Below are 19,217 nucleotides of genomic sequence, written 5' to 3' on the forward strand. Positions count from 1 at the left end.
GCCGGCCCCCTCCCGCTCCCGCACCCGATGGACGACGATGGACCCCATGGCCTCCCCCCGTCGCGATCTCGCCGTCCGCGCCTCCGTCGACCAAGGACTCCTCTCCCCCGCCGAACCGGTCGTCGCCCTCCTCGACACCGCCGGCATCCGCGTCTCCGCCGCCGCCCTGACCAGCGCCTTCGCCGCCGTCACCGACGCGCCCGTGCTGCACGCCTTCGCCGTGAAGGCCGCCCCGCTCGTCCCCGTCCTGCGCCTGCTGCACGAGGCCGGGATCGGGGCCGAGGTGGCGAGCCCCGGCGAGCTGGCCCTCGCCCGCGCCGCCGGGATCCCGCCCTCCCGCACCGTGCTCGACTCCCCCGCCAAGACCCCGGACGAGCTGCGCCGGGCCCTCGCGCTCGGGATCGCGGTCAACGCCGACAACCTCCAGGAGCTGGACCGGATCGACGCCCTCGTGGCCGCCGGGCCCACCGCCTCGACCCTCGGCCTCCGGGTGAACCCGCAGGTCGGAGCCGGTTCCATCGGCGCGCTCTCCACCGCGACCGCCACCTCCAAGTTCGGCGTGGCGCTCCGCGACGAGGGCGCCCGCAAGACCGTCGTCCAGGCCTACCTGGACCGCCCGTGGCTGACCCGGCTGCACACCCACACCGGCTCCCAGGGCGTGCCGCTCACCCTGATGGCGGAGGGGGTCGGGGAGGCGTACGCGCTGGCCGAGGAGATCAACCGGGCCGCGGGACGGCGGCAGGTCGACACCCTCGACATCGGCGGCGGCCTGCCGGTGAACTTCGCCTCCGACGAGGAGACGCCGACCTACGCGGAGTACGCGCGGCTGCTCGCCGACACCGTCCCCGGGCTCTTCGACGGCCGCTACCGCCTCGTCACCGAGTTCGGGCGCTCACTTCTGGCCAAACACGGAACGGTCCTCGCCCGGGTGGAGTACACCAAGACCTCCGGGGGCCGCCCGATCGCCGTCACCCACGCGGGCGTGCAGCTCGCCACCCGTACGGTCTACGCGCCCGACTCCTGGCCGCTGCGCGTCCTCGCGTACGACGCGCGGGGCCGGCCCCGCACCGGGGAGAGCGCCGTCCAGGACGTGGCGGGCCCCGCCTGCTTCGCCGGGGACCTGATCGCCACGGGCCGCGAGCTGCCGCTGCTGCGCCCGGGGGACGTGGTGGCGGTGCCGGACACCGGCGCGTACTACTTCGCCCACCACTACGCGTACAACAGCCTGCCCCGGCCGGGGATCCACGGCTTCACCACCGCCGACGACGGGACGGTGGCGTTCACGACCGTGCGCGGGGCCCAGACGCTCGACGAGATCGTCGCCGAGGCGGGCGGGGACCTGGCGGACGCACTGGTGCGCCCGCCGGCCGGACAGGACACGCCGGCGCGCCCGCCGGCCGGACAGGACGCGCCGGCGCGCCCGCCGGTCGAACAGAAAGAGGGCCGGTCGTCCGGTAGCGCCGCCCCCGCTCCCCGGCTTCCATGAAGACATGACCGGAACGGGTACGGGCACCACCTCCGTCGTCGTCGAGCGCCGGGTCGCCGCCTCCGCCGGGCGGGTCTGGGAGGCGATCACCGACCTGCCCGGCCTGCCCCGCGTCCTGACCGGCGTCCGGAAGGTGGAGGTGCTCACCCCCGGCGGCTTCGGCGTGGGCACGCGCTGGCGCGAGACCCGGCGGATGCTGGGCCGGGAGGCCACGGAGGAGATGACCGTGACCGCGTGCGAGCCGCCCGACCGGTACGTCACGGCCGCCGACTCCCACGGCATGCACTACGTCTCCGAACTCACCCTCGCACCCGGCGGGGACGGGTCCACCGTCCTGCGGACGACCTTCTCCGCCCGGCCCGCGCACGGGCGCGCCCCCGGCCTCCTCGGCCGGCTGTTCGCCCGCTTCGGGGCGAAGGCCGTCGCCAGGGCGCTCGCGAAGGACCTGGCGGACGTCGCGAACGCCGTGGAGTCCCGGGCCTGACGGGCCCACCACATCCCTCCGCCCCGGGCAAGGGATCAATTTCCGTCAGACCCGGGCATGTTCCGATGGAAAATGCCAGAACACCTCCCCCGGACCGGAACGTTCAGTAGCGTCACCGTTACTGCCGCACGTTCGCACGCCGCATCGGGAGGGGAATCCGCGTGCCCGGAATCGACGAGTGCCTGACGGAGGCCATGACCCTGCCGGGTGCCCGGGGCGCCTCCCTGGTCGACTGGACCAGCGGGCTGGCGCTGGGAACGGCGGGCGACTCCCCCGTCGGGGACCACGAGACCACGGCCGCCGAGACCGCCGAACTGGCCCGCTCGGCGGCCGAGTTCGACACCTTCCTGGCCACGGACGAGGACGCCGGAGGCGCCGGGGACGACGAAGGCCCCCCCGTCGAGGACCTGATCGTCACCACCCGGGCCGGCTACCACGTCCTCCGCTTCGTCGAGACCTCCTTCGACAGCAGCGTCTTCCTCCACCTCTGGCTCGACCGCGACACCGGCAACCTCGCCCTCGCCCGCATGAGGCTCCGCGACATAGCCGAGAAGCTGGTCCTCGGATGAGCGCCGTCGCCACCCCCGTCTCCCCGATGCTGGTCCGGCTCGCCGCCGAGAAGGCCACCGGGGCCCTGCTGCGCGACCACGGCACGCTCTACCTCGTGGACGGGCGGGTCGTGCACGCCGAGAGCCCCGCCGCCCCCGGCGTCGACGTCCTCCTCACCACCGGCGGCCGGCTGCCCCGGGAGAACTGGGACGAGGCCGTCGACCGGGCCGGCGCCCACCGCGCGGTCGGCCGCTTCCTCGTCGACAGCGGCCGGCTCCAGGACGGGGAGCTGGAGATCTGCCACCTCGGCGCCGTCTTCGACGCCGCCTTCTTCGCCCTCTCCCCCACCAGCGGCCCGACCCGCTTCCGGTACGGGGTGGGGCACTGGTTCGGCACGGTGCGGCCGGTCTCGGCCGAGGCCGTCGAGCGCGAGACCGTGCGCCGCCGCGAACTCCTCGACGCCGTCTGGCCGTACCCCACCGTGGACACCGCCCCGGTCGTCCCCCGCCCCGCCGCCCCCGGCCAGACCGTGGGGTCGCGGCAGCGCGCCCTGCTCGCGGCGGCCGACGGCGAGCGGACCCCGGCGGAGCTGGCCCGGCTGCTCGGCCGCCCCGCCTTCCACACGCTCCTCGACGTGCGGCGGCTCGCCGCCGCCGGGCTCGTCGAGACCCCGCTCACGCCCGACCCCGACCCCGACCCCGTGCCACCGGCGCCGGCGCTCCTACCCGTCCTGCCGGTGCCCGATCCCGACATCGCCCTGCTGCGCCGGCTCCGTGACGCCCTGGAGGCACACCTGTGATGAGGCGTGCCCTGCGCATGCGCGCCGAGAGGAGACAGCTCATGACGGCAGAAGCCGAGGTCCTCGGCGAGCTGAGACGGCTGCGGGCGCGGCTGCCCCAGCTCACCGGAGCCCTGGCGGCCAGCGCCGACGGACTCGTCCTGGCCCACGACACCGTGGACGGCGAGGCGGAGAGCGTGGCCGCGCTGACCGCGGCGGCGCTCGGCGTCGGCCAGCGGCTCACCGACGCCACCGGTCAGGGCCGCTTCCGCGAACTGCTCGTACGCGGCGAGAGCGGCTACGTGGCGACGTACGCGGCGGGCGGCTCGGCCGTCCTGACGCTGCTCGCGGAGCCCAGGATCAACGTGGGGCGGCTCCATCTGGAGGCCCGCAGGTCCAGCGCCCGGATAGGCGAGCTGGTGGACGGCGCGCTGGAGCGCAGGGAGCCGAACCGGCTGGGGCAGCTCCCGCCCCCGTATCCCGGCAAGCCCCCGCACCCCGGGAGCCCTCCGCTGCCGGGGAGGCCCCCGGCCCGCGAGGTCCGCCACCCGAGGAGCCCGTAGCCCGGGGACCCCGTAGCCCGGGAAGCCCCCAGCCCCACAGCCCCACGGCCCGAGAGGCCATCACCCGAGAAGCACGTCACCCCAGAAGGAAGAAGTACGACACCATGGCGAACACCGAGACCTCCCTCAAGGAAGCGGCCTCCATCGAAGGCGCGATCGGCGCTGCCCTCGTCGACTACACCAGCGGCATGGCGCTCGGCACGATCGGCGGCGGCAAGGAGCTCGACCTCAACGTGGCCGCGGCCGGCAACACCGACGTCGTCCGGGCCAAGGTCCGGGCGATGGAGATGCTGGGGCTCAACGACGAGATCGAGGACATCCTCATCACCCTCGGCACCCACTACCACCTGATCCGGCTGCTCAAGGGGCGCAACACCAACGGCCTCTTCCTCTACCTGGCCCTGCACAAGGACCGGGCGAACCTGGCGATGGCCCGCCACCAGCTGAAGAAGATCGAGGCCGAACTGGACGTCTGACGGCCGGAGGGCCGCCCGCCGCCTACTCGACGAACAGGCCCCGCGCCGCCGCCTTCGCGTCGAACTCCTCCAGGCGCGCCTGCGCGTCGGGGAGTTCGTCGGCCATGGCCTCCAGGAGGACCCGGCCGAGCATCATGGGGGCGCAGGCGGTGTCGAAGGCGAGCCCGGTGCCGACGGCGGCCGGGATCAGCAGGTCGCTGTGGGCGGCGACGGGCGCGAACGCCGAGTCGGCGACGGTCACGACCGCGAGCCCGGCCGCCCGCGCGTACTCCAGCGCCTCGACGACCTCGCGCGGGTGCCGGGGCAGCGCGAAGCAGAGCAGGGCCGTGGCCCCGGCCCGTACGGCCGCGTCGACGCGGTCCGTGAGCATCGAGCCGCCCTCGTCGAGGAGCCGCACGTCCGGGTGCACCTTGGCGGCGAAGTAGGCGAAGCCGCGCGCCTGCGAGGAGGCGGCCCGCAGGCCGAGCACGGGCAGCGGGCGGGAGCGGGCGAGCAGCTGGCCGGCCCGCTCGACGGGCCCGGGGTCGGCGAGCAGTCCGGCGAGGTGCCGGAGGTTCTCGATCTCGGCGAGCACGGCCTGCTGGTACTCGTTGAACGCCTCGCCCCCGCCGGAGCCGGTCCCGGCCCCGGCGCCGGTCTCCGGGGGCGCGACCTCGCGCAGGTGGCGGCGGAGCGCCGGGTACCCGTCGAAGCCGAGGGCGACGGCGAAGCGGGTCACGGAGGGCTGGCTGACCCCGGCGAGCTCGGCCAGCTCCACGCTGGACAGGAACGGCACGTCCCCGGCGCGCCGCACCATGCAGTGCGCGATCCGCCGCTGGGTCGGTGTCAGCCGGTGCCCCTCGAAGAGGGCCTGGAGCCGGCCGGCCGGGCTGTCGCTCACGTCGCCCTCCCCTTTCACCTATTCACTCGCACATCACTCTGCATAAGGATATGCACGATCCGGTGCGGGCGGTCCTGGAAAGAGGAGGCGCGAAGGGCCCCCCGCGATGGCGGGGGGCCCTTCGTGGAGCTTGGCGCGGGGACCGCCGCACCCCCGTTGCCGGGGGGCGGGACGACGGCGGTCCCCGCGAGGGACACGGGCCCGGGTCAGGGCCGGTCCGCGTCCGCGGCGTCTGTGGAGGCCCGGGAGCCGCTCCGGAAGTCCGTGACGCCGACGAGGAACAATCTGCCGGACGCGTGTTAAGCGGGTGCTGCGCGGACGTGACGCGCTCGTACCAGTTGCGCGAACTCGCCCGCGCGGCGAGCGCCGGGACCTACTTCGCGTCGCCGCCCGCCAGGAAGGCCAGCAGGTCCTGGCGGCTGACGACGCCGGTCGGCTTGCCCTCGACCAGGACGGTCGCCGCGTCGGCGGCCTCGCCCAGGACGGACATCAGGTCGGCCACGGGCTCGCCGGAGCCGACCTGCGGCAGCGGCGCGCTCATGTGGCGCTCCAGCGGGTCCTCCAGGGAGGCCCGCTTGGTGAAGAGGGCGTCGAGCAGCTCGCGCTCGACGACCGAGCCGACGACCTCGGCGGCCATGACGTCGGGGTGGCCGGCGCCGGGCTTCACGATGGGCATCTGGGAGACGCCGTACTCGCGCAGCACCTCGATGGCCTGGCCGACGGTCTCGTCCGGGTGCATGTGGACGAGGGAGGGCAGGCCGCCCTCCTTGTGGCGCAGGACGTCCGCGACGGTGGCGGAGGAGGTGTGCTCCAGGAAGCCGTAGTCGGCCATCCACTCGTCGCTGAAGATCTTGGACATGTAGCCGCGGCCGGAGTCCGGGAGCAGCACGACCACGACGTCGTCGGGGCCGAGGCCGCGAGCGACCTCCAGGGCCGCGACGACCGCCATGCCGCAGGAGCCGCCGACGAGGAGGCCCTCCTCCTTGGCGAGGCGGCGGGTCATCTGGAAGGAGTCCTTGTCGGACACGGCCACGATCCCGTCGGCGACCTTCCGGTCGTACGCGCTGGGCCAGAAGTCCTCGCCGACGCCCTCGACCAGGTACGGACGGCCCGAGCCGCCCGAGTAGACGGAGCCCTCGGGGTCGGCGCCGATGACCTTGACGGCGCCGCCGCTGGCCTCCTTGAGGTAGTTGCCGGTGCCGGAGATGGTGCCTCCGGTGCCGACGCCCGCGACGAAGTGGGTGATCTTCCCGTCCGTCTGCTCCCACAGCTCGGGACCGGTGGTCTCGTAGTGCGAGCGCGGGTTGTTCGGGTTGGAGTACTGGTCGGGCTTCCAGGCGTTCGGCGTCTCGCGGACGAGCCGGTCGGAGACGTTGTAGTACGAGTCCGGGTGCTCGGGGTCGACGGCCGTGGGGCAGACGACGACCTCGGCGCCGTACGCGCGCAGCACGTTGATCTTGTCCAGCGACACCTTGTCCGGGCAGACGAAGATGCACTTGTAGCCCTTCTGCTGGGCCACGATCGCCAGGCCGACGCCGGTGTTGCCGGACGTGGGCTCGACGATGGTGCCGCCGGGCTTCAGCTCGCCGCTGCGCTCGGCCGCCTCGATCATCCGCAGGGCGATCCGGTCCTTGACCGAGCCGCCGGGGTTGAAGTACTCGACCTTGGCCAGGACGGTCGCCTGGATGCCCGCTGTGACGTGGTTGAGCTTCACCAGCGGGGTGTTGCCGACGAGGCTGATCATCGAGTCGTGGAATTGCACCGTAATCTCCGGGGTCTCCGTAATGGTGTGGCCAGCGTATGCGTAGTCGGAGCGGGTTACGGGGCAGTTACACCGTGAACGGCTTGAAGGAGGTGACGGCCCCATGTCGAGGGCGAGGGTGGCGCGGCGGATCGCGGCGGGTGCGGCGTACGGCGGCGGGAGCATCGGACTCCTCGGGGTCGCGACGGTGGGGGTCCTGCTCGCCGAGGCGCACATCGCGAAGCGGACCGTGGGGGGCGGCGCGGCTCCGATGCCGCCCGCGGCGGACGGGCTCTACGGCCGGGCGTTCGGGACGGAGGACCCGCTGCGACTGGCCCTTCTGGGTGATTCCACGGCGGCGGGCCAGGGGGTGCGGCGCACCGGCCAGACCCCGGGCGCGCTGCTCGCCTCGGGGCTCGCGGCGGTGGCGGAGCGGCCGGTGCTGCTGCGGAACGCGGCCCTGTCGGGGGCGCGCTCGGACGATCTGGAGCGGCAGGTGTCGCTGCTGCTGGCGCAGCCCCTGGGGCCGCCGGACGTGTGCGTGATCATGATCGGGGCGAACGACGTGACGCACCGCATGCCGCCGACGGAGTCGGTGCGGCTCCTGGCGGCGGCGGTGCGGAGGCTGCGGACGGCGGGCTCGGAGGTGGTCGTCGGCACCTGCCCGGATCTGGGCACGATCGAGCCGGTCTACCAGCCGCTGCGCTGGCTGGCGCGGCGGGCGTCGCGGCAGCTGGCGGCGGCGCAGACGATCGTGGTGGTGGAGCAGGGCGGGCGGACGGTGTCGCTCGGCGACCTGCTCGGCCCGGAGTTCGCGGCGAACCCGCGCGAGATGTTCGGGGTGGACAGCTTCCACCCGTCGGCCGAGGGGTACGCGACGGCGGCGATGGCCGTCCTGCCGACGGTCTGCGCGGTGCTCGGCGCGTGGCCGGAGGCCGACCGGCTGGAGCCGGCGCGCCGGGAGAACATGCTGCCGGTGGCGAAGGCGGCGGCCGAGGCGGCGCGGGAGGCGGGCACCGAGGTCACGGGCGCCCGGGCGCCGTGGGCGCTGCTCAAGCACCGCCGCAGGCGGCGGCTGCCGGTCGCGCCCGAAGCGGCGGAGGCCGCCGGGGCGACGGGAGCTACGGGAGCGGCGGAAGGCCCGGAAGGGGCCGGAGGGACACCGGAGGTACGGGCGGACAGCGTCCCCTCGTCGGAGACCCCGGCGGGGTGAACGCCCGCCGGGAACAAAGCTCCGGCGGGCGCCGTTCTCGTCGGAGACCCCGCCTCCTGAGCAACCGCTTAGAAAAGAGGTCCGCATCACACGCCCGTCCCGGTGACCCCGTGCGGTACGTACGGGTAACTTCCCTTTCAGTCCGCCCACTCCGCACCCTCATGGAGCCGTGATGCCCGAAGCCGTGATCGTCTCGACCGCCCGTTCCCCCATCGGCCGGGCCTTCAAGGGCTCCCTGAAGGACCTGCGCCCGGACGACCTCACCGCGACCATCGTCCAGGCCGCCCTGGCGAAGGTGCCCGAGCTGGACCCGCGCGACATCGACGACCTGATGCTGGGCTGCGGTCTGCCCGGCGGCGAGCAGGGCAACAACCTGGGCCGGATCGTGGCCGTGCAGATGGGCATGGACCACCTGCCGGGCTGCACGATCACCCGTTACTGTTCCTCCTCGCTCCAGACCTCCCGCATGGCGCTGCACGCGATCAAGGCGGGCGAGGGCGACGTCTTCGTCTCGGCCGGCGTCGAGATGGTGTCCAGCTTCGCCAAGGGCAACTCGGACTCGCTGCCCGACACGCACAACCCGCTCTTCGCCGAGGCCGAGGCCCGCACCGCCGAGGTCGCCGCCTCCGAGGGCTCCACCTGGCACGACCCGCGCGAGGACGGCCTCGTCCCCGACGCGTACATCGCGATGGGCCAGACCGCGGAGAACCTGGCCCGCCTCAAGGGCATCGGCCGCCAGGAGATGGACGAGTTCGGCGTACGGTCGCAGAACCTCGCCGAGCAGGCCATCAAGAACGGCTTCTGGGAGCGCGAGATCACCCCGGTCACGCTGCCGGACGGCACGGTCGTCTCCGCGGACGACGGCCCGCGCGCCGGCGTCACCCTGGAGGGCGTGCAGGGCCTCAAGCCGGTCTTCCGCCCCGACGGCCTGGTCACGGCCGCCAACTGCTGCCCGCTCAACGACGGCGCCGCCGCGCTCGTGATCATGTCGGACACCAAGGCCCGCGAGCTCGGTCTGACCCCGCTCGCCCGGATCGTCTCCACCGGCGTCTCCGGCCTCTCCCCCGAGATCATGGGCCTCGGCCCGGTCGAGGCGTCGAAGCAGGCCCTCAAGCGCGCGGGCCTGACCATCGGCGACATCGACCTGGCCGAGATCAACGAGGCCTTCGCCGCCCAGGTGATCCCGTCCTACCAGGAGCTGGGCCTGGACCTGGACAAGGTGAACGTCAACGGTGGCGCCATCGCCGTCGGCCACCCCTTCGGCATGACCGGCGCCCGGATCACCGGCACGCTGATCAACGGCCTCCAGTTCCACGACAAGCAGTTCGGCCTGGAGACCATGTGCGTCGGCGGCGGCCAGGGCATGGCCATGGTGATCGAGCGCCTCAGCTGATCCCGCTCTCCTCACGAGCGGCGTCCAACCACGTCGCGTCCCAGCCGTGACCGAATCTCCCCCAGGATGTGACCTACATCCCGGGGGAGTTCGTTTTCCCAGGTCAGAGCGGTTTCGGGACTAAACGCCTGGTAGAAATACCTGTCCAATTCGTGACGTAATGCACTGACAGCGGCCCCCACCTCACGACAAGCTGAGGTAGGAAGTCGGGGGATCGACTCGGAATCGGGAGTACGTCAGTGAGCGCCATGCCTCTTGCCCTGCTGCTGACCACGGCCGCCGCCACGGCCGTGGGCGCTGCCGCCCTGCACGCCGTCCACGGTCTCCGCAGGCAGGTCACCGCCCTGCGGCGCGAGCTGGCCGCCGGGCGCGGGGTCACGGTTCCCGCGGCCCGTGCCACGCCCGCGGCCGAGATACGGGCCGCGGTCGCGGAGGCCCTGGCCGAGGAGCGCGAGCGCGAGCTCGCCGAGGCGCGGGCCTTCTGGGCGGCGCAGGAGGCCCGGGACGCGGCCGACGCCCCGTCCCTGCTCGGCGGCCTCGGCGGCCCGGCCGAGGACGGCTCCTTCTTCGTGCCGCGCCAGGCCGACTTCGCGGGCCTGGAGGCGATGGCCCTGGAGGCCATGGAGGCCGAGGCGGCGTCGCTGGACGGCGCCGCGGACCCGCTGGACGAGTTCCCCGAGGACTCCCCGGAGCTGGCCGCGGCCCGGCGCCGGCACCCCTCGCACCCGGACTTCGTGCCGGTGCAGACCCCGGTCGTCACCGACCACGAGCGGACGGTGGCGCGCCTGGAGGAGCTGGCCGACACGCGCACGGCCCTGACCGACGTCCGCCCGGGCCCGCTGGGCACGCTGGACGTGTACGTCTTCGCGGACGGCACCACGCTCTGTATGACCCCGGGGCACCGCGAGACCGCGGAGCGCCTCGCGGAGGCCCTGCGCGCGGGTCGCGCCCCGGTCCTGCTCGGCGGCTCGGGCGTCTCGGGCGCCTTCGCCCTGACCTTCTCGTACGGCGACACGGACGAGGAGAACGTCTACATCCTCGCGGACCGCGTGATCGCCTCCCTGTAGGGCCGCGAGCGGCCCCGGCGGGCCGCTCTACAGCCCCGAGCGCTCCGCCGCCTCCCGTACGAGCCCCACGGCCTCGTCCAGCTCCCCCGCGCGGGGACCGGCCGGGGCCGTTCGCAGTGCCTCGGCCAGGTCGCTCCCGGCCACCACGAGCTGGTCGGCGACGGCGAAGACCCCGGCGTCCGGCATGGTCCTCGGCTCCCGGTCCGGCTCCTCGGCGCGCTGCGCGCGCACCGCGAGCTCGCGGGCGAGGGCGAGCCCCTCGGCCGCCGCGCCCCGCTGGAGACGGCTCTGCGGGGCGGCCCGCAGCCGGTCGGCGAACCGCTCCACGGCGGCGGTCAGGTCACTCGTATCAAGCACCCCGTGACCCTACGCGCCGCCCGGGGCCCCCCGCCAACGGGCCCGGGAACGCGGAAGGGCCCGCCCGGCACGCAGCCGGACGGGCCCTTCCCCCCGAGTCAGGGGGTCGTGCGTCAGTCGTCGCCCTGGAGGATCGACAGCAGACGCAGCATCTCCAGGTAGATCCACACCAGGGTCATGGTGAGACCGAAGGCGGCCAGCCAGGCCTCCTCGCGCGGCGCGCCGTAGTTCACGCCGTCCTCGACCTGCTTGAAGTCGAGGGCGAGGAAGCAGGCGCCGAGGATGATGCCGATGACGCCGAACAGGATGCCGAGGCCACCGCTGCGGAAGCCGAGGCCGTCACCGCCGGCGAAGACGGCGAACAGCAGGTTGGTCACCATGAGGAGCATGAAGCCCATCGCGGCGGCCATCACGAAGCCGTAGAAGCGCCGGTTGACCCGGATCCAGCCCATCTTGTAGGCGATGAGCACACCGGCGAAGACCGCCATGGTGCCCAGGACCGCCTGGATGACGACGCCGTCGGCGATGTACGTCGAGACGGCGGCCGAGATCACTCCGAGGAAGACGCCCTCGAAGGCGGCGTAGCCCAGGATCAGCGCGGGCGACGGCTTGCGCTTGAAGGACTGCACGAGCGACAGGACGAGGGCGACCAGGGCGGCGCCGATGGCGATGCCGTAGGACTTGCCCAGGTTCGCCGGGTCGACCGGCAGCAGCAGCCAGGACAGGACGGCGGTGAGCACGACCGTGCCGAGCGTCATGGCCGTGCGGCTCACGACGTCGTCGATCGTCATCACGTTGCCGCGGGCCTGCTGCGGGGCTCCGAGCTGCGTGTCCTGCGGGGCGTACGGGTTGGTCGCGTACGGGTTCGTCGCGCCCTCGGCGTACGGGTTGGTTCCGACGGCGGGGCCCCCGGCCTGCGGCTGCTGCGCGTTGAAGCCCGCGTAGCCGTTGTCGCGGCTGAACCCCCGTCGCGAGAAGACCGGGTTGCTGCTCCTCATCTCACTCCTCCATGGCAGACCGCACGGCGCGGCCTTGCGTCAAGGGTAATGCGTAGGCAAAAGAAACTCCCTAGTGCTCGGGGAGGATCTTTCCCTCATCTTCCCGCTCTTCCTCTCCGGAGTCGCGGGGTGTACGCCCCCTCCGCCGGGACCGGCCGGGCGGCCGGTCCCGGGGGCCGGTCCTCAGGGCCGCTCGCCGGGGGCGTCGACCCGTTCCAGCAGGGAGATCCCGCTCCGGCGCTCGACGAGCCGGTAGCCGGGGACGTGCGGAGCGCCGGACTCCAGGGACTTCCCGGTGGCGCATTCCGGATCGGACGGATCGGCGTTGTCGTAGACCATCCAGCGGGGCCGTTCCTTCGGCTCGAAGGAACGCGGGAAGAGGCACACCTCGCTGACGGTGGTCCGGTACGCCAGCTGGGCCGCGAGGCGATTGGACGCGGCCACCGTGGCGCCGTCGGGGATCTTCCCGAGGATTTCGCCGGTCACGCGCACGTGCTCGGACGCGACCCATGTCCGCGGCAGCACGAGTTCGTGGAACGGGGAGGTGAAGAAGGTGACGCCCGTGGCGACCGCCCCGATCACGGCGGCGTGCAGGAGCCTGCGGGTGATCATCCGTCCCGAGGCGACCGCGTGGACCGCCGCGGCGAAGGCGACGGGCATCAGGATCGCGCTGTAGTGGAAGTCCATTCCCCAGTAGTTGGGGAAATCGGAGGTGAAGCGCCAGGCGAGCGTGGGGAGCATGACGATCAGGAGCGGGGAACGGACCGCCAGGAATCCGGTGGGGGCGACGAGCATGAGGAGCGTGAGCCATTTGACCGGCGGCCAGAAGGTGGCCACGGCTTTCACCAGGAGGCCCTTCTCCTCGGGTTCCGCGGGCGGCCAGTAGGCGAACTCGCCGAGCGGATTGACGGAGGGGAGGACGACGAACATCGCGAGGGCCGTCGCCACGATCCCGAAGAGGGCCAGCAGGATTCCCGTGCGCCGGGGCCCCTTCCACGCGACGTACGCGCCGACCGCGGCCACCGTGAGCCCGAGGTCCTCCTTGACCAGGACCAGGGGGATCGCCCAGAGGACGGCCGCGCGCCACTTCTCGCGGCCGGCGGCGCACACGGAGAACGCGAGCAGCGGGACCGCGAAGGCCACTTCGTGGAAGTCGAACTGGACGAGTTCCGCGATCCCCCAGGAGGCGCCGTAGGAGATTCCGATCCAATAGGCGAATTTCCGGCCCCCGACCTCGTGGGCCCACCTCGTGATCGGAAGGACGGAGACCGCCACCAGGGCCGCCTGGCAGACCAGGAGCGTATAGCTCGACGGGAACACCTTGTACACGGGCCCGAGTACCGCGAGGATCGGGTGGAAATGGTCCCCGAGCGCGTTGTATCCGGTTCCCTTGAGGGGGGCGTACGGGGCGGTGAACTCCGAGTAGGACTTCGCTATCTGGGTGAAGATCCCCAGGTCGTATCCGGTCGTGAGGTGTATCGCGTGCCGCCGGGCGGACAGCGTCAGATAGACCAGGAAGAAAATCCCGGAAAGGAGGAGTGCGGGCTTCTTCGAATACCGCTCCGCCGGTTTCGGTACATTCCCCGCGGGTGCCGCGCCACCGCCTTCCGGTGCGCGCCGCTGGGAGGGCACTACCGAAAGGTTCAGGATGTTCATGTCGACATGAGAACCTAACAGGAGGCGGAGGGGCCCTATAGGGTAACAGGGGCGATCGGCGGGCCCCGGGGGCGCTGCGGGCCTCCGGACGGGCGGGTACGCGGGCGGGGGAAACGGAACGGTCCGCTCCGTACGCGCGGGGCGTCCGGCGCACGTCCCGACCTCCCGGAGGGCGCGGAGGGGCCGGTGCCGAACGGGCGGTCCCGCCGGTCGGCGGCACGGTCGACGGTGGTGCCCGGAACCGGACTCGAACCGGTACGGCCCGAAGGCCAGCGAGGTTTAAGCTCGCCGTGTCTGCATTCCACCATCCGGGCGTCGCGAAGCTCCGCGTTGGCACGTGAGCCTATCGGGGCGCTTCCCTCGTTCAGCGGAACATCGCCCCTGATGTTGTCTTATTTTATTGAGGCCTGAGGGTGCGTCAGTGCAGGTGAGGGCCTTTTCCCCGAAGTGTGATGGGGGTCGCAGGCGCAAACCCGCACCCCGGGGAATGACGAAAAGTCGTCGCATTTGTGTCACCTCCGACCGGGGCCCCCGGCCCGGCGGCTCTCAGGGGCCCGGTCATACCTCAGGAGGAGACCCCGGGACCCCGGTCCGACTCCAGACTGTCCCGGGAACGGGCACGTGGACGGACGTCCCGGGGCGGAACGCTCGACACGATGGAGGGGTTCCCGAAACAGCCCCGCAGTGACAGGAGTCCCCCTCGTGACCACCTCCCCCACCGTGTCCCGCGCCACCGCGGTGGCCGCCCGCGCCACGGATCTCTCCAAGGTCTACGGGCAGGGCGAGACCCAGGTGGTCGCGCTCGACCACGTCACCGTGGACTTCCGGCAGGGCGAGTTCACCGCCATCATGGGCCCCTCCGGATCCGGCAAGTCGACGCTCATGCACTGCGTCGCCGGCCTGGACTCCTTCTCCTCCGGCTCCGTGCGGATCGGCGAGACCGAGCTGTCCACCCTCAAGGACAAGCACCTCACCCAGCTGCGCCGGGACAAGATCGGCTTCATCTTCCAGGCCTTCAACCTGCTGCCGACGCTGACGGCCATGGAGAACATCACGCTGCCGATGGACATCGCGGGCCGTAAGGCCGACAAGCAGTGGGTCCAGCAGGTCATCGACATGCTCGGCCTCTCCGGCCGGCTCACCCACCGCCCCACCGAGCTCTCCGGCGGCCAGCAGCAGCGCGTGGCCGTGGCCCGCGCGCTCGCCTCCCGCCCCGAGATCATCTTCGGCGACGAGCCGACCGGAAACCTGGACTCCCGCTCGGGCGCCGAGGTCCTCGGCTTCCTGCGCAACTCGGTGCGGGAGCTGGGCCAGACCGTCGTCATGGTCACCCACGACCCCGTCGCCGCCTCCTACGCGGACCGCGTGATCTTCCTCGCCGACGGCCGCATCGTCGACGAGATGCTGAGCCCGACGGCGGACGGCGTGCTCGACCGCATGAAGGCCTTCGACGCCAAGGGCCGTACGAGCTGACGCCGCGAGGAGCGGCCCCGTAGCGCGCCCCGCGCCCCCGACCTCCGTCCGTCCCACCCTCCGTTCAGGACACCCCATGTTCCGTACCGCCCTGCGCAACGTGCTCGCGCACAAGGCGAGACTGCTGATGACCGTCCTCGCCGTGATGCTCGGCGTGGCCTTCGTCTCCGGCACCCTCGTCTTCACCGACACCCTCTCCCAGGCCTTCCGCAACCAGTCGGCGAAGAGCTACGACGACGTCGCCGTCGCCGTCGAGATGCACCCCGACCCCGAGCAGGCCCGGCAGGCCCCCGGCCTCTCCCAGAAGGACGTCGACGAGGTCGCCGGGCTCGACGGGGTCGCCTCCGTCGCCCCGCGCGTCGGCGGCTTCGCGGGCGTGCCCGACAAGAACGGCAAGCTGATCGGCGTCGGCTGGTCCAACAAGGGCACCAACTTCGCCCCCGGCAAGGACGGCAAGGACCGCGCGTACGCCTTCGCCACGGGCGACGGGCCGACCCGCGACGGCGAGATCGCCCTCGACAGGGCCTCCGCGGACAAGGGCGGCTACGAGGTCGGCGACACCGTCCGGGTGGCCACCAACGGCCCGGTGAAGGAGTACGTCCTCTCCGGCGTCTTCACCACCGAGGACGGCGCCGTCAACGCCGGCGGCAGCCTGGTCCTCTTCGACACCTCCGTGGCCCAGAAGCTGTACCTGAAGCCCGGGTTCTTCCAGGAGCTGACCGTCACGGCCGCCCCCGGCGCGCAGGCGGACAAGCTGCTCGACGAGGTCCTGAAGGTGGTCCCGAAGGCGGCCACCGCCCAGACCGGGCAGGCCCTCGCCGACCGGCAGGCCGAGGACATCGAGGCCGGGCTCGGCGCGCTCAACCAGGTCCTCCTGGGCTTCGCGGGCATCGCGCTCTTCGTCGGCGTCTTCCTGATCGCCAACACCTTCACGATGCTGGTCGCCCAGCGCACCAAGGAACTGGCCCTGATGCGCGCGGTCGGCGCCTCGCGCAAGCAGATCACCCGCTCCGTCCTCGCCGAGGCCGGTCTGGTCGGTCTGGTCGCCTCGACCGTCGGCCTCGTCCTGGGCGTCGGCCTCGCGGTCGCGCTCCGGTCGGCCATGAACGCCTTCGACCTGAAGATCCCGGCCGGCGGCCTGGTCATCGGCCCCGCGCCCGTCGTCTCCGCGTTCGCCGTCGGCGTCCTGATCACCATGCTCGCCGCCTGGCTGCCCGGCCGCCGCGCCGCGAGGATCCCGCCGGTCGCCGCCATGAACAGCGTGCACGCCACCGCGAGCACCAAGTCGCTCGTCGTGCGCAACTCCGTCGGTGCCGCGTTCACCGCGCTCGGCGTCGTCCTGATCGTGCTCGGCGCGGGCCAGGGCGGGGACGAGGGCCGGATGCTCATCGCGGGCGGCGCGTTCCTCACCCTCATCGGCGTGATCATCCTGATCCCGATGCTGTCGCGGCCCGTGATCGCCCTGATCCGCCCGCTGTTCGTCGGCCTCTTCGGGATCTCCGGCAAGCTCGCCGGGCTGAACGCGGTCCGCAACCCGCGCCGCACCGGCGCCACCGCCTCCGCGCTCGCCATCGGCCTGACCCTGGTCACCGGCCTCTCGGTGCTCGGCGCGACCGTCGGCGCGGCCATCGACAAGATGACCGTCGACCAGATCAAGGCCGACTACATGGTCACCATGGCCAGCGGCGACAGCCTGGGCGAGGAGGCCATCACCGCCCTCGCGAAGGCCCCCGGCGTCACGGCCGTCTCCCCGCAGCAGGCCGGCGCCCTGGAGCTGAAGGGCTCGTTCGTCTCGGCCTCCGGCGTCACCCCCGGCGACATCGAGAAGGTCCTCAACCTCCACGTCGTGAACGGCTCGCTGGCCTCGCTGGGCAAGGGCCGGATCGCGGTCGCCGACAAGACCGCCGAGAAGCGCGGCCTGAAGGTCGGCGACACGGTCCCGGTCGAGTACCTGGACAAGGCCGAGGGCAGGCTGACCGTCGGCGCGATCTACGAGGAGAGCGAGTTCGTCTCCCCCGTCATGATCGACCGCAAGCTGATCAACGCCCACGAGCAGCAGCCCTACACGCGGGAGGTCTACGTCGCGATGGACGGCGGCGCCTCCGACGCCAACGCCGAGGCGCTGTCGAAGGCCATGGGTGACAACCCCGGCATCACCGTGATGAACCACAAGGACATCCGCGACGCCTTCGGCGGCCCGATCAACCTGCTCCTGAACATCGTCTACGGCCTGCTCGGCATGGCCCTGGTGATCGCCGTCCTCGGCGTCGTCAACACCCTCGCGATGTCCGTCTTCGAGCGCCAGCAGGAGATCGGCATGCTCCGGGCGATCGGTCTCGACCGGCGCCGGGTGAAGCGGATGGTGCGTCTGGAGGCCGTGGTCATCTCGGTGTTCGGCGCGATCGTCGGCATCGGCCTCGGCGCGTTCCTCGGCTGGGCGATCGGCGAGACCTTCAAGAGCAGCCTGCCGGGCTACGCCCTGGTGCTGCCCTGGGAGCGGATCGGCGTCTTCCTGCTGCTTGCCGGCCTGGTCGGCGTCCTCGCCTCGCTGTGGCCGGCCCGCAGCGCGGCCCGGCTGAACATGCTCGCCGCCATCAAGGCCGAGTAGCCGCCCGCACCACCGGCGAAGGGCCGGCCTCCCACCCGGGAGGCCGGCCCCTTCCGTACGTACGTCAGTCCGTCCCCCCGGTCCACACCCGCGTCCGCAGCGGCACCCCGCTCGTCCCCGGCGCCGGGGTCTTCACGGCGAGGAGCTGGTTCACGCCGATCCGGTTGCGTTCGAAGGAGACGGCGGAGGCGGCCATGTAGAGCCGCCAGACCCGGGCCCGGCCCGGCGAGACGAGCCGGACGGCCCGGTCCCAGTCGGCCTCCAGGTTGGCCACCCAGCGGCGCAGGGTCAGGGCGTAGTGCTCGCGGAGGGCCTCCACGTCCCGGACCTCGAAGCCCGCGTCCTCCAGGGTCGTCAGGGTGCGGCCCACGGGGGCGAGTTCGCCGTCGGGGAAGACGTACGCGTCGATGAAGGGGTCGATCGCGTAGGCGGCCTCGTCGGGCTCGGGGCGCCGGGAGATCTGGTGGTTGAGCAGCCGCCCGCCGGTCCTGAGGAGCCCGTACAGGGCGTCGGCGTACTCCCGGTACCTCACGGCGCCGACGTGCTCGGCCATGCCGATGGAGGAGATCGCGTCGTACGGGCCGTCGGCGACGTCCCGGTAGTCCTGGACGCGGATCTCTATCCGGTCCGCCAGGCCCTCCTCGGCTATGCGCTTGCGGGCGTGGGCGGCCTGCTCGCGGGAGAGGGTGACGCCGACGACCCGGGCGCCGTACTCCCGGGCGGCGTGCAGGGCCATGGAGCCCCAGCCGCAGCCGACGTCGAGGAGCCGGTCGCCCTCCTTCAGGGCCAGCTTGCGGGCGACGAGGTCGAGCTTGTCGCGCTGGGCCTCCTCCAGGGTGCCGCCGGGGGTCCAGTAGGCGCACGAGTAGACCATCGACGGGCCGAGGACCAGTGCGTAGAAGTCGTTGCCGACGTCGTAGTGGTGGCTGATCGCCTGCCGGTCGCGGCGCCGGGTGTGCCGGCCGCCGCTGCGGCCGCGGACCTCCTCGGCCGGCGGCCCCGGCGGGGGGACGGGTCCGGCGAGCCGCAGCAGCTCACGGGCGGCGGCGCGCAGCCGGGGGTCGCGGGCGGCGGCGAGCAGGCCCCCGCCCCCGGCGTCGCGGTCCCAGAGGAGGCCGGAGACCCGGTCCAGGATCTCGTACAGGTCCCCCTCGACGTCGAGTTCCCCGGCCACCCAGGCGCGGACCAGGCCGAGTTCGCCGGGCTTCCAGATCATCCGCCGCAGGGCGCGGCGGTCGCGGAGGATCAGTACGGGAGCGTCCGCGGGACCGGCCTCGCTGCCGTCCCAGGCCCGCAGCCGGACCGGGAGCGGTCCTCCGAGGAGCTCTTGCGCGAGAGTCGTCAGCCGCGGCGCGGCGTCGGCCATGGTGCCCACCTCCGTGATCCGTTCCCCAGGAACGTCCGTCACCAGGGGAACACCGTGCGTGGGCGTCCGCAGTCCCGTCGCGGCGCAACGAGTCGGCAAAACACCGAAGGGCCGTCCGCACCACGGATG

Annotated in this window: 17 protein-coding genes and 1 tRNA gene; 11 read left to right on the forward strand and 7 right to left on the reverse strand. The window is 72.7% G+C overall.

The window, feature by feature from the left end; all coding sequences use genetic code 11:
- The first annotated feature begins 37 nt into the window (after positions 1-37).
- The 6 genes from ADL08_RS28980 to ADL08_RS29005 all read left to right on the forward strand — a co-directional run bounded on the left by ADL08_RS28980 (position 38) and on the right by ADL08_RS29005 (position 4,336).
- A complete protein-coding gene (locus ADL08_RS28980; RefSeq protein WP_078968554.1) occupies positions 38-1,486 on the forward strand; it encodes a diaminopimelate decarboxylase in 1,449 nt (482 codons plus the stop codon).
- A 4-nt stretch (positions 1,487-1,490) separates the two neighbouring features.
- A complete protein-coding gene (locus tag ADL08_RS28985; protein ID WP_053648191.1) occupies positions 1,491-1,970 on the forward strand; it encodes an SRPBCC family protein in 480 nt (159 codons plus the stop codon).
- 161 nt (positions 1,971-2,131) lie between these two features.
- Positions 2,132-2,539, forward strand: coding sequence for a hypothetical protein (locus ADL08_RS28990; protein WP_053648193.1), 408 nt, complete (start codon positions 2,132-2,134; stop codon positions 2,537-2,539).
- Positions 2,536-3,318 (forward strand): hypothetical protein, encoded by a 783-nt coding sequence (locus ADL08_RS28995; RefSeq protein WP_053648195.1) that lies wholly within the window; start codon positions 2,536-2,538, stop codon positions 3,316-3,318. The genes ADL08_RS28990 and ADL08_RS28995 overlap by 4 nt, the downstream gene beginning before the upstream one ends.
- 41 nt (positions 3,319-3,359) lie before the next feature.
- Complete coding sequence (locus ADL08_RS29000) at positions 3,360-3,860, forward strand: roadblock/LC7 domain-containing protein (RefSeq protein WP_053648197.1); 501 nt, start codon at positions 3,360-3,362, stop codon at positions 3,858-3,860.
- A 104-nt stretch (positions 3,861-3,964) separates the two neighbouring features.
- A complete protein-coding gene (locus tag ADL08_RS29005) occupies positions 3,965-4,336 on the forward strand; it encodes a hypothetical protein (protein WP_053648199.1) in 372 nt (123 codons plus the stop codon).
- Positions 4,337-4,358: 22 nt separating this feature from the next.
- Here ADL08_RS29005 and ADL08_RS29010 read toward each other — a convergent pair whose 3' ends face one another.
- Positions 4,359-5,216: a MurR/RpiR family transcriptional regulator gene (locus ADL08_RS29010; RefSeq protein ID WP_053648201.1), complete on the reverse strand. Its 858-nt coding sequence runs from the start codon at positions 5,214-5,216 to the stop codon at positions 4,359-4,361.
- A gap of 373 nt (positions 5,217-5,589) precedes the next feature.
- Positions 5,590-6,978, reverse strand: a complete 1,389-nt coding sequence (locus ADL08_RS29015) for a cystathionine beta-synthase (protein WP_053648203.1) — start codon at positions 6,976-6,978, stop codon at positions 5,590-5,592.
- Between the two features lie 103 nt (positions 6,979-7,081).
- On the opposite strand from ADL08_RS29015, the gene ADL08_RS29020 reads away from it, so the two are divergent.
- From ADL08_RS29020 to ADL08_RS29030, 3 genes are all read left to right on the forward strand, one after another.
- On the forward strand, positions 7,082-8,170 hold the full coding sequence (locus tag ADL08_RS29020; RefSeq protein WP_234352303.1) for an SGNH/GDSL hydrolase family protein: 1,089 nt from the start codon (positions 7,082-7,084) through the stop codon (positions 8,168-8,170).
- 172 nt (positions 8,171-8,342) lie between these two features.
- Positions 8,343-9,563, forward strand: coding sequence for an acetyl-CoA C-acetyltransferase (locus tag ADL08_RS29025; protein ID WP_053648205.1), 1,221 nt, complete (start codon positions 8,343-8,345; stop codon positions 9,561-9,563).
- Between the two features lie 248 nt (positions 9,564-9,811).
- Positions 9,812-10,630, forward strand: a complete 819-nt coding sequence (locus tag ADL08_RS29030) for a hypothetical protein (protein ID WP_199837110.1) — start codon at positions 9,812-9,814, stop codon at positions 10,628-10,630.
- Positions 10,631-10,657: 27 nt separating this feature from the next.
- On the opposite strand, the gene ADL08_RS29035 is transcribed toward ADL08_RS29030, so the two are convergent.
- The 4 genes from ADL08_RS29035 to ADL08_RS29050 form a co-directional block, all read right to left on the reverse strand.
- Positions 10,658-10,987 carry a hypothetical protein gene (locus tag ADL08_RS29035; protein ID WP_053648209.1) on the reverse strand — a complete coding sequence of 110 codons (330 nt, stop codon included), beginning with the start codon at positions 10,985-10,987 and terminating at the stop codon, positions 10,658-10,660.
- A 113-nt stretch (positions 10,988-11,100) separates the two neighbouring features.
- Positions 11,101-11,985, reverse strand: coding sequence for a Bax inhibitor-1/YccA family membrane protein (locus ADL08_RS29040; protein WP_053648211.1), 885 nt, complete (start codon positions 11,983-11,985; stop codon positions 11,101-11,103).
- Positions 11,986-12,168: 183 nt separating this feature from the next.
- On the reverse strand, positions 12,169-13,641 hold the full coding sequence (locus ADL08_RS29045) for a DUF2079 domain-containing protein (RefSeq protein WP_078968553.1): 1,473 nt from the start codon (positions 13,639-13,641) through the stop codon (positions 12,169-12,171).
- A gap of 229 nt (positions 13,642-13,870) precedes the next feature.
- A tRNA-Leu gene (locus ADL08_RS29050) sits at positions 13,871-13,955 on the reverse strand.
- Between the two features lie 388 nt (positions 13,956-14,343).
- On the opposite strand from ADL08_RS29050, the gene ADL08_RS29055 reads away from it, so the two are divergent.
- On the forward strand, positions 14,344-15,114 hold the full coding sequence (locus tag ADL08_RS29055; RefSeq protein WP_053648214.1) for an ABC transporter ATP-binding protein: 771 nt from the start codon (positions 14,344-14,346) through the stop codon (positions 15,112-15,114).
- 76 nt (positions 15,115-15,190) lie between these two features.
- Entirely contained in the window at positions 15,191-17,722 is a 2,532-nt protein-coding gene (locus ADL08_RS29060; RefSeq protein WP_053648216.1) for an ABC transporter permease, read from the forward strand.
- Between the two features lie 64 nt (positions 17,723-17,786).
- On the opposite strand, the gene ADL08_RS29065 is transcribed toward ADL08_RS29060, so the two are convergent.
- Positions 17,787-19,088 (reverse strand): SAM-dependent methyltransferase, encoded by a 1,302-nt coding sequence (locus ADL08_RS29065; protein ID WP_053648218.1) that lies wholly within the window; start codon positions 19,086-19,088, stop codon positions 17,787-17,789.
- Positions 19,089-19,217: the final 129 nt, after the last annotated feature.

This window comes from Streptomyces sp. NRRL F-6492 (assembly GCF_001280125.1).
GTDB lineage: Bacteria > Actinomycetota > Actinomycetes > Streptomycetales > Streptomycetaceae > Streptomyces.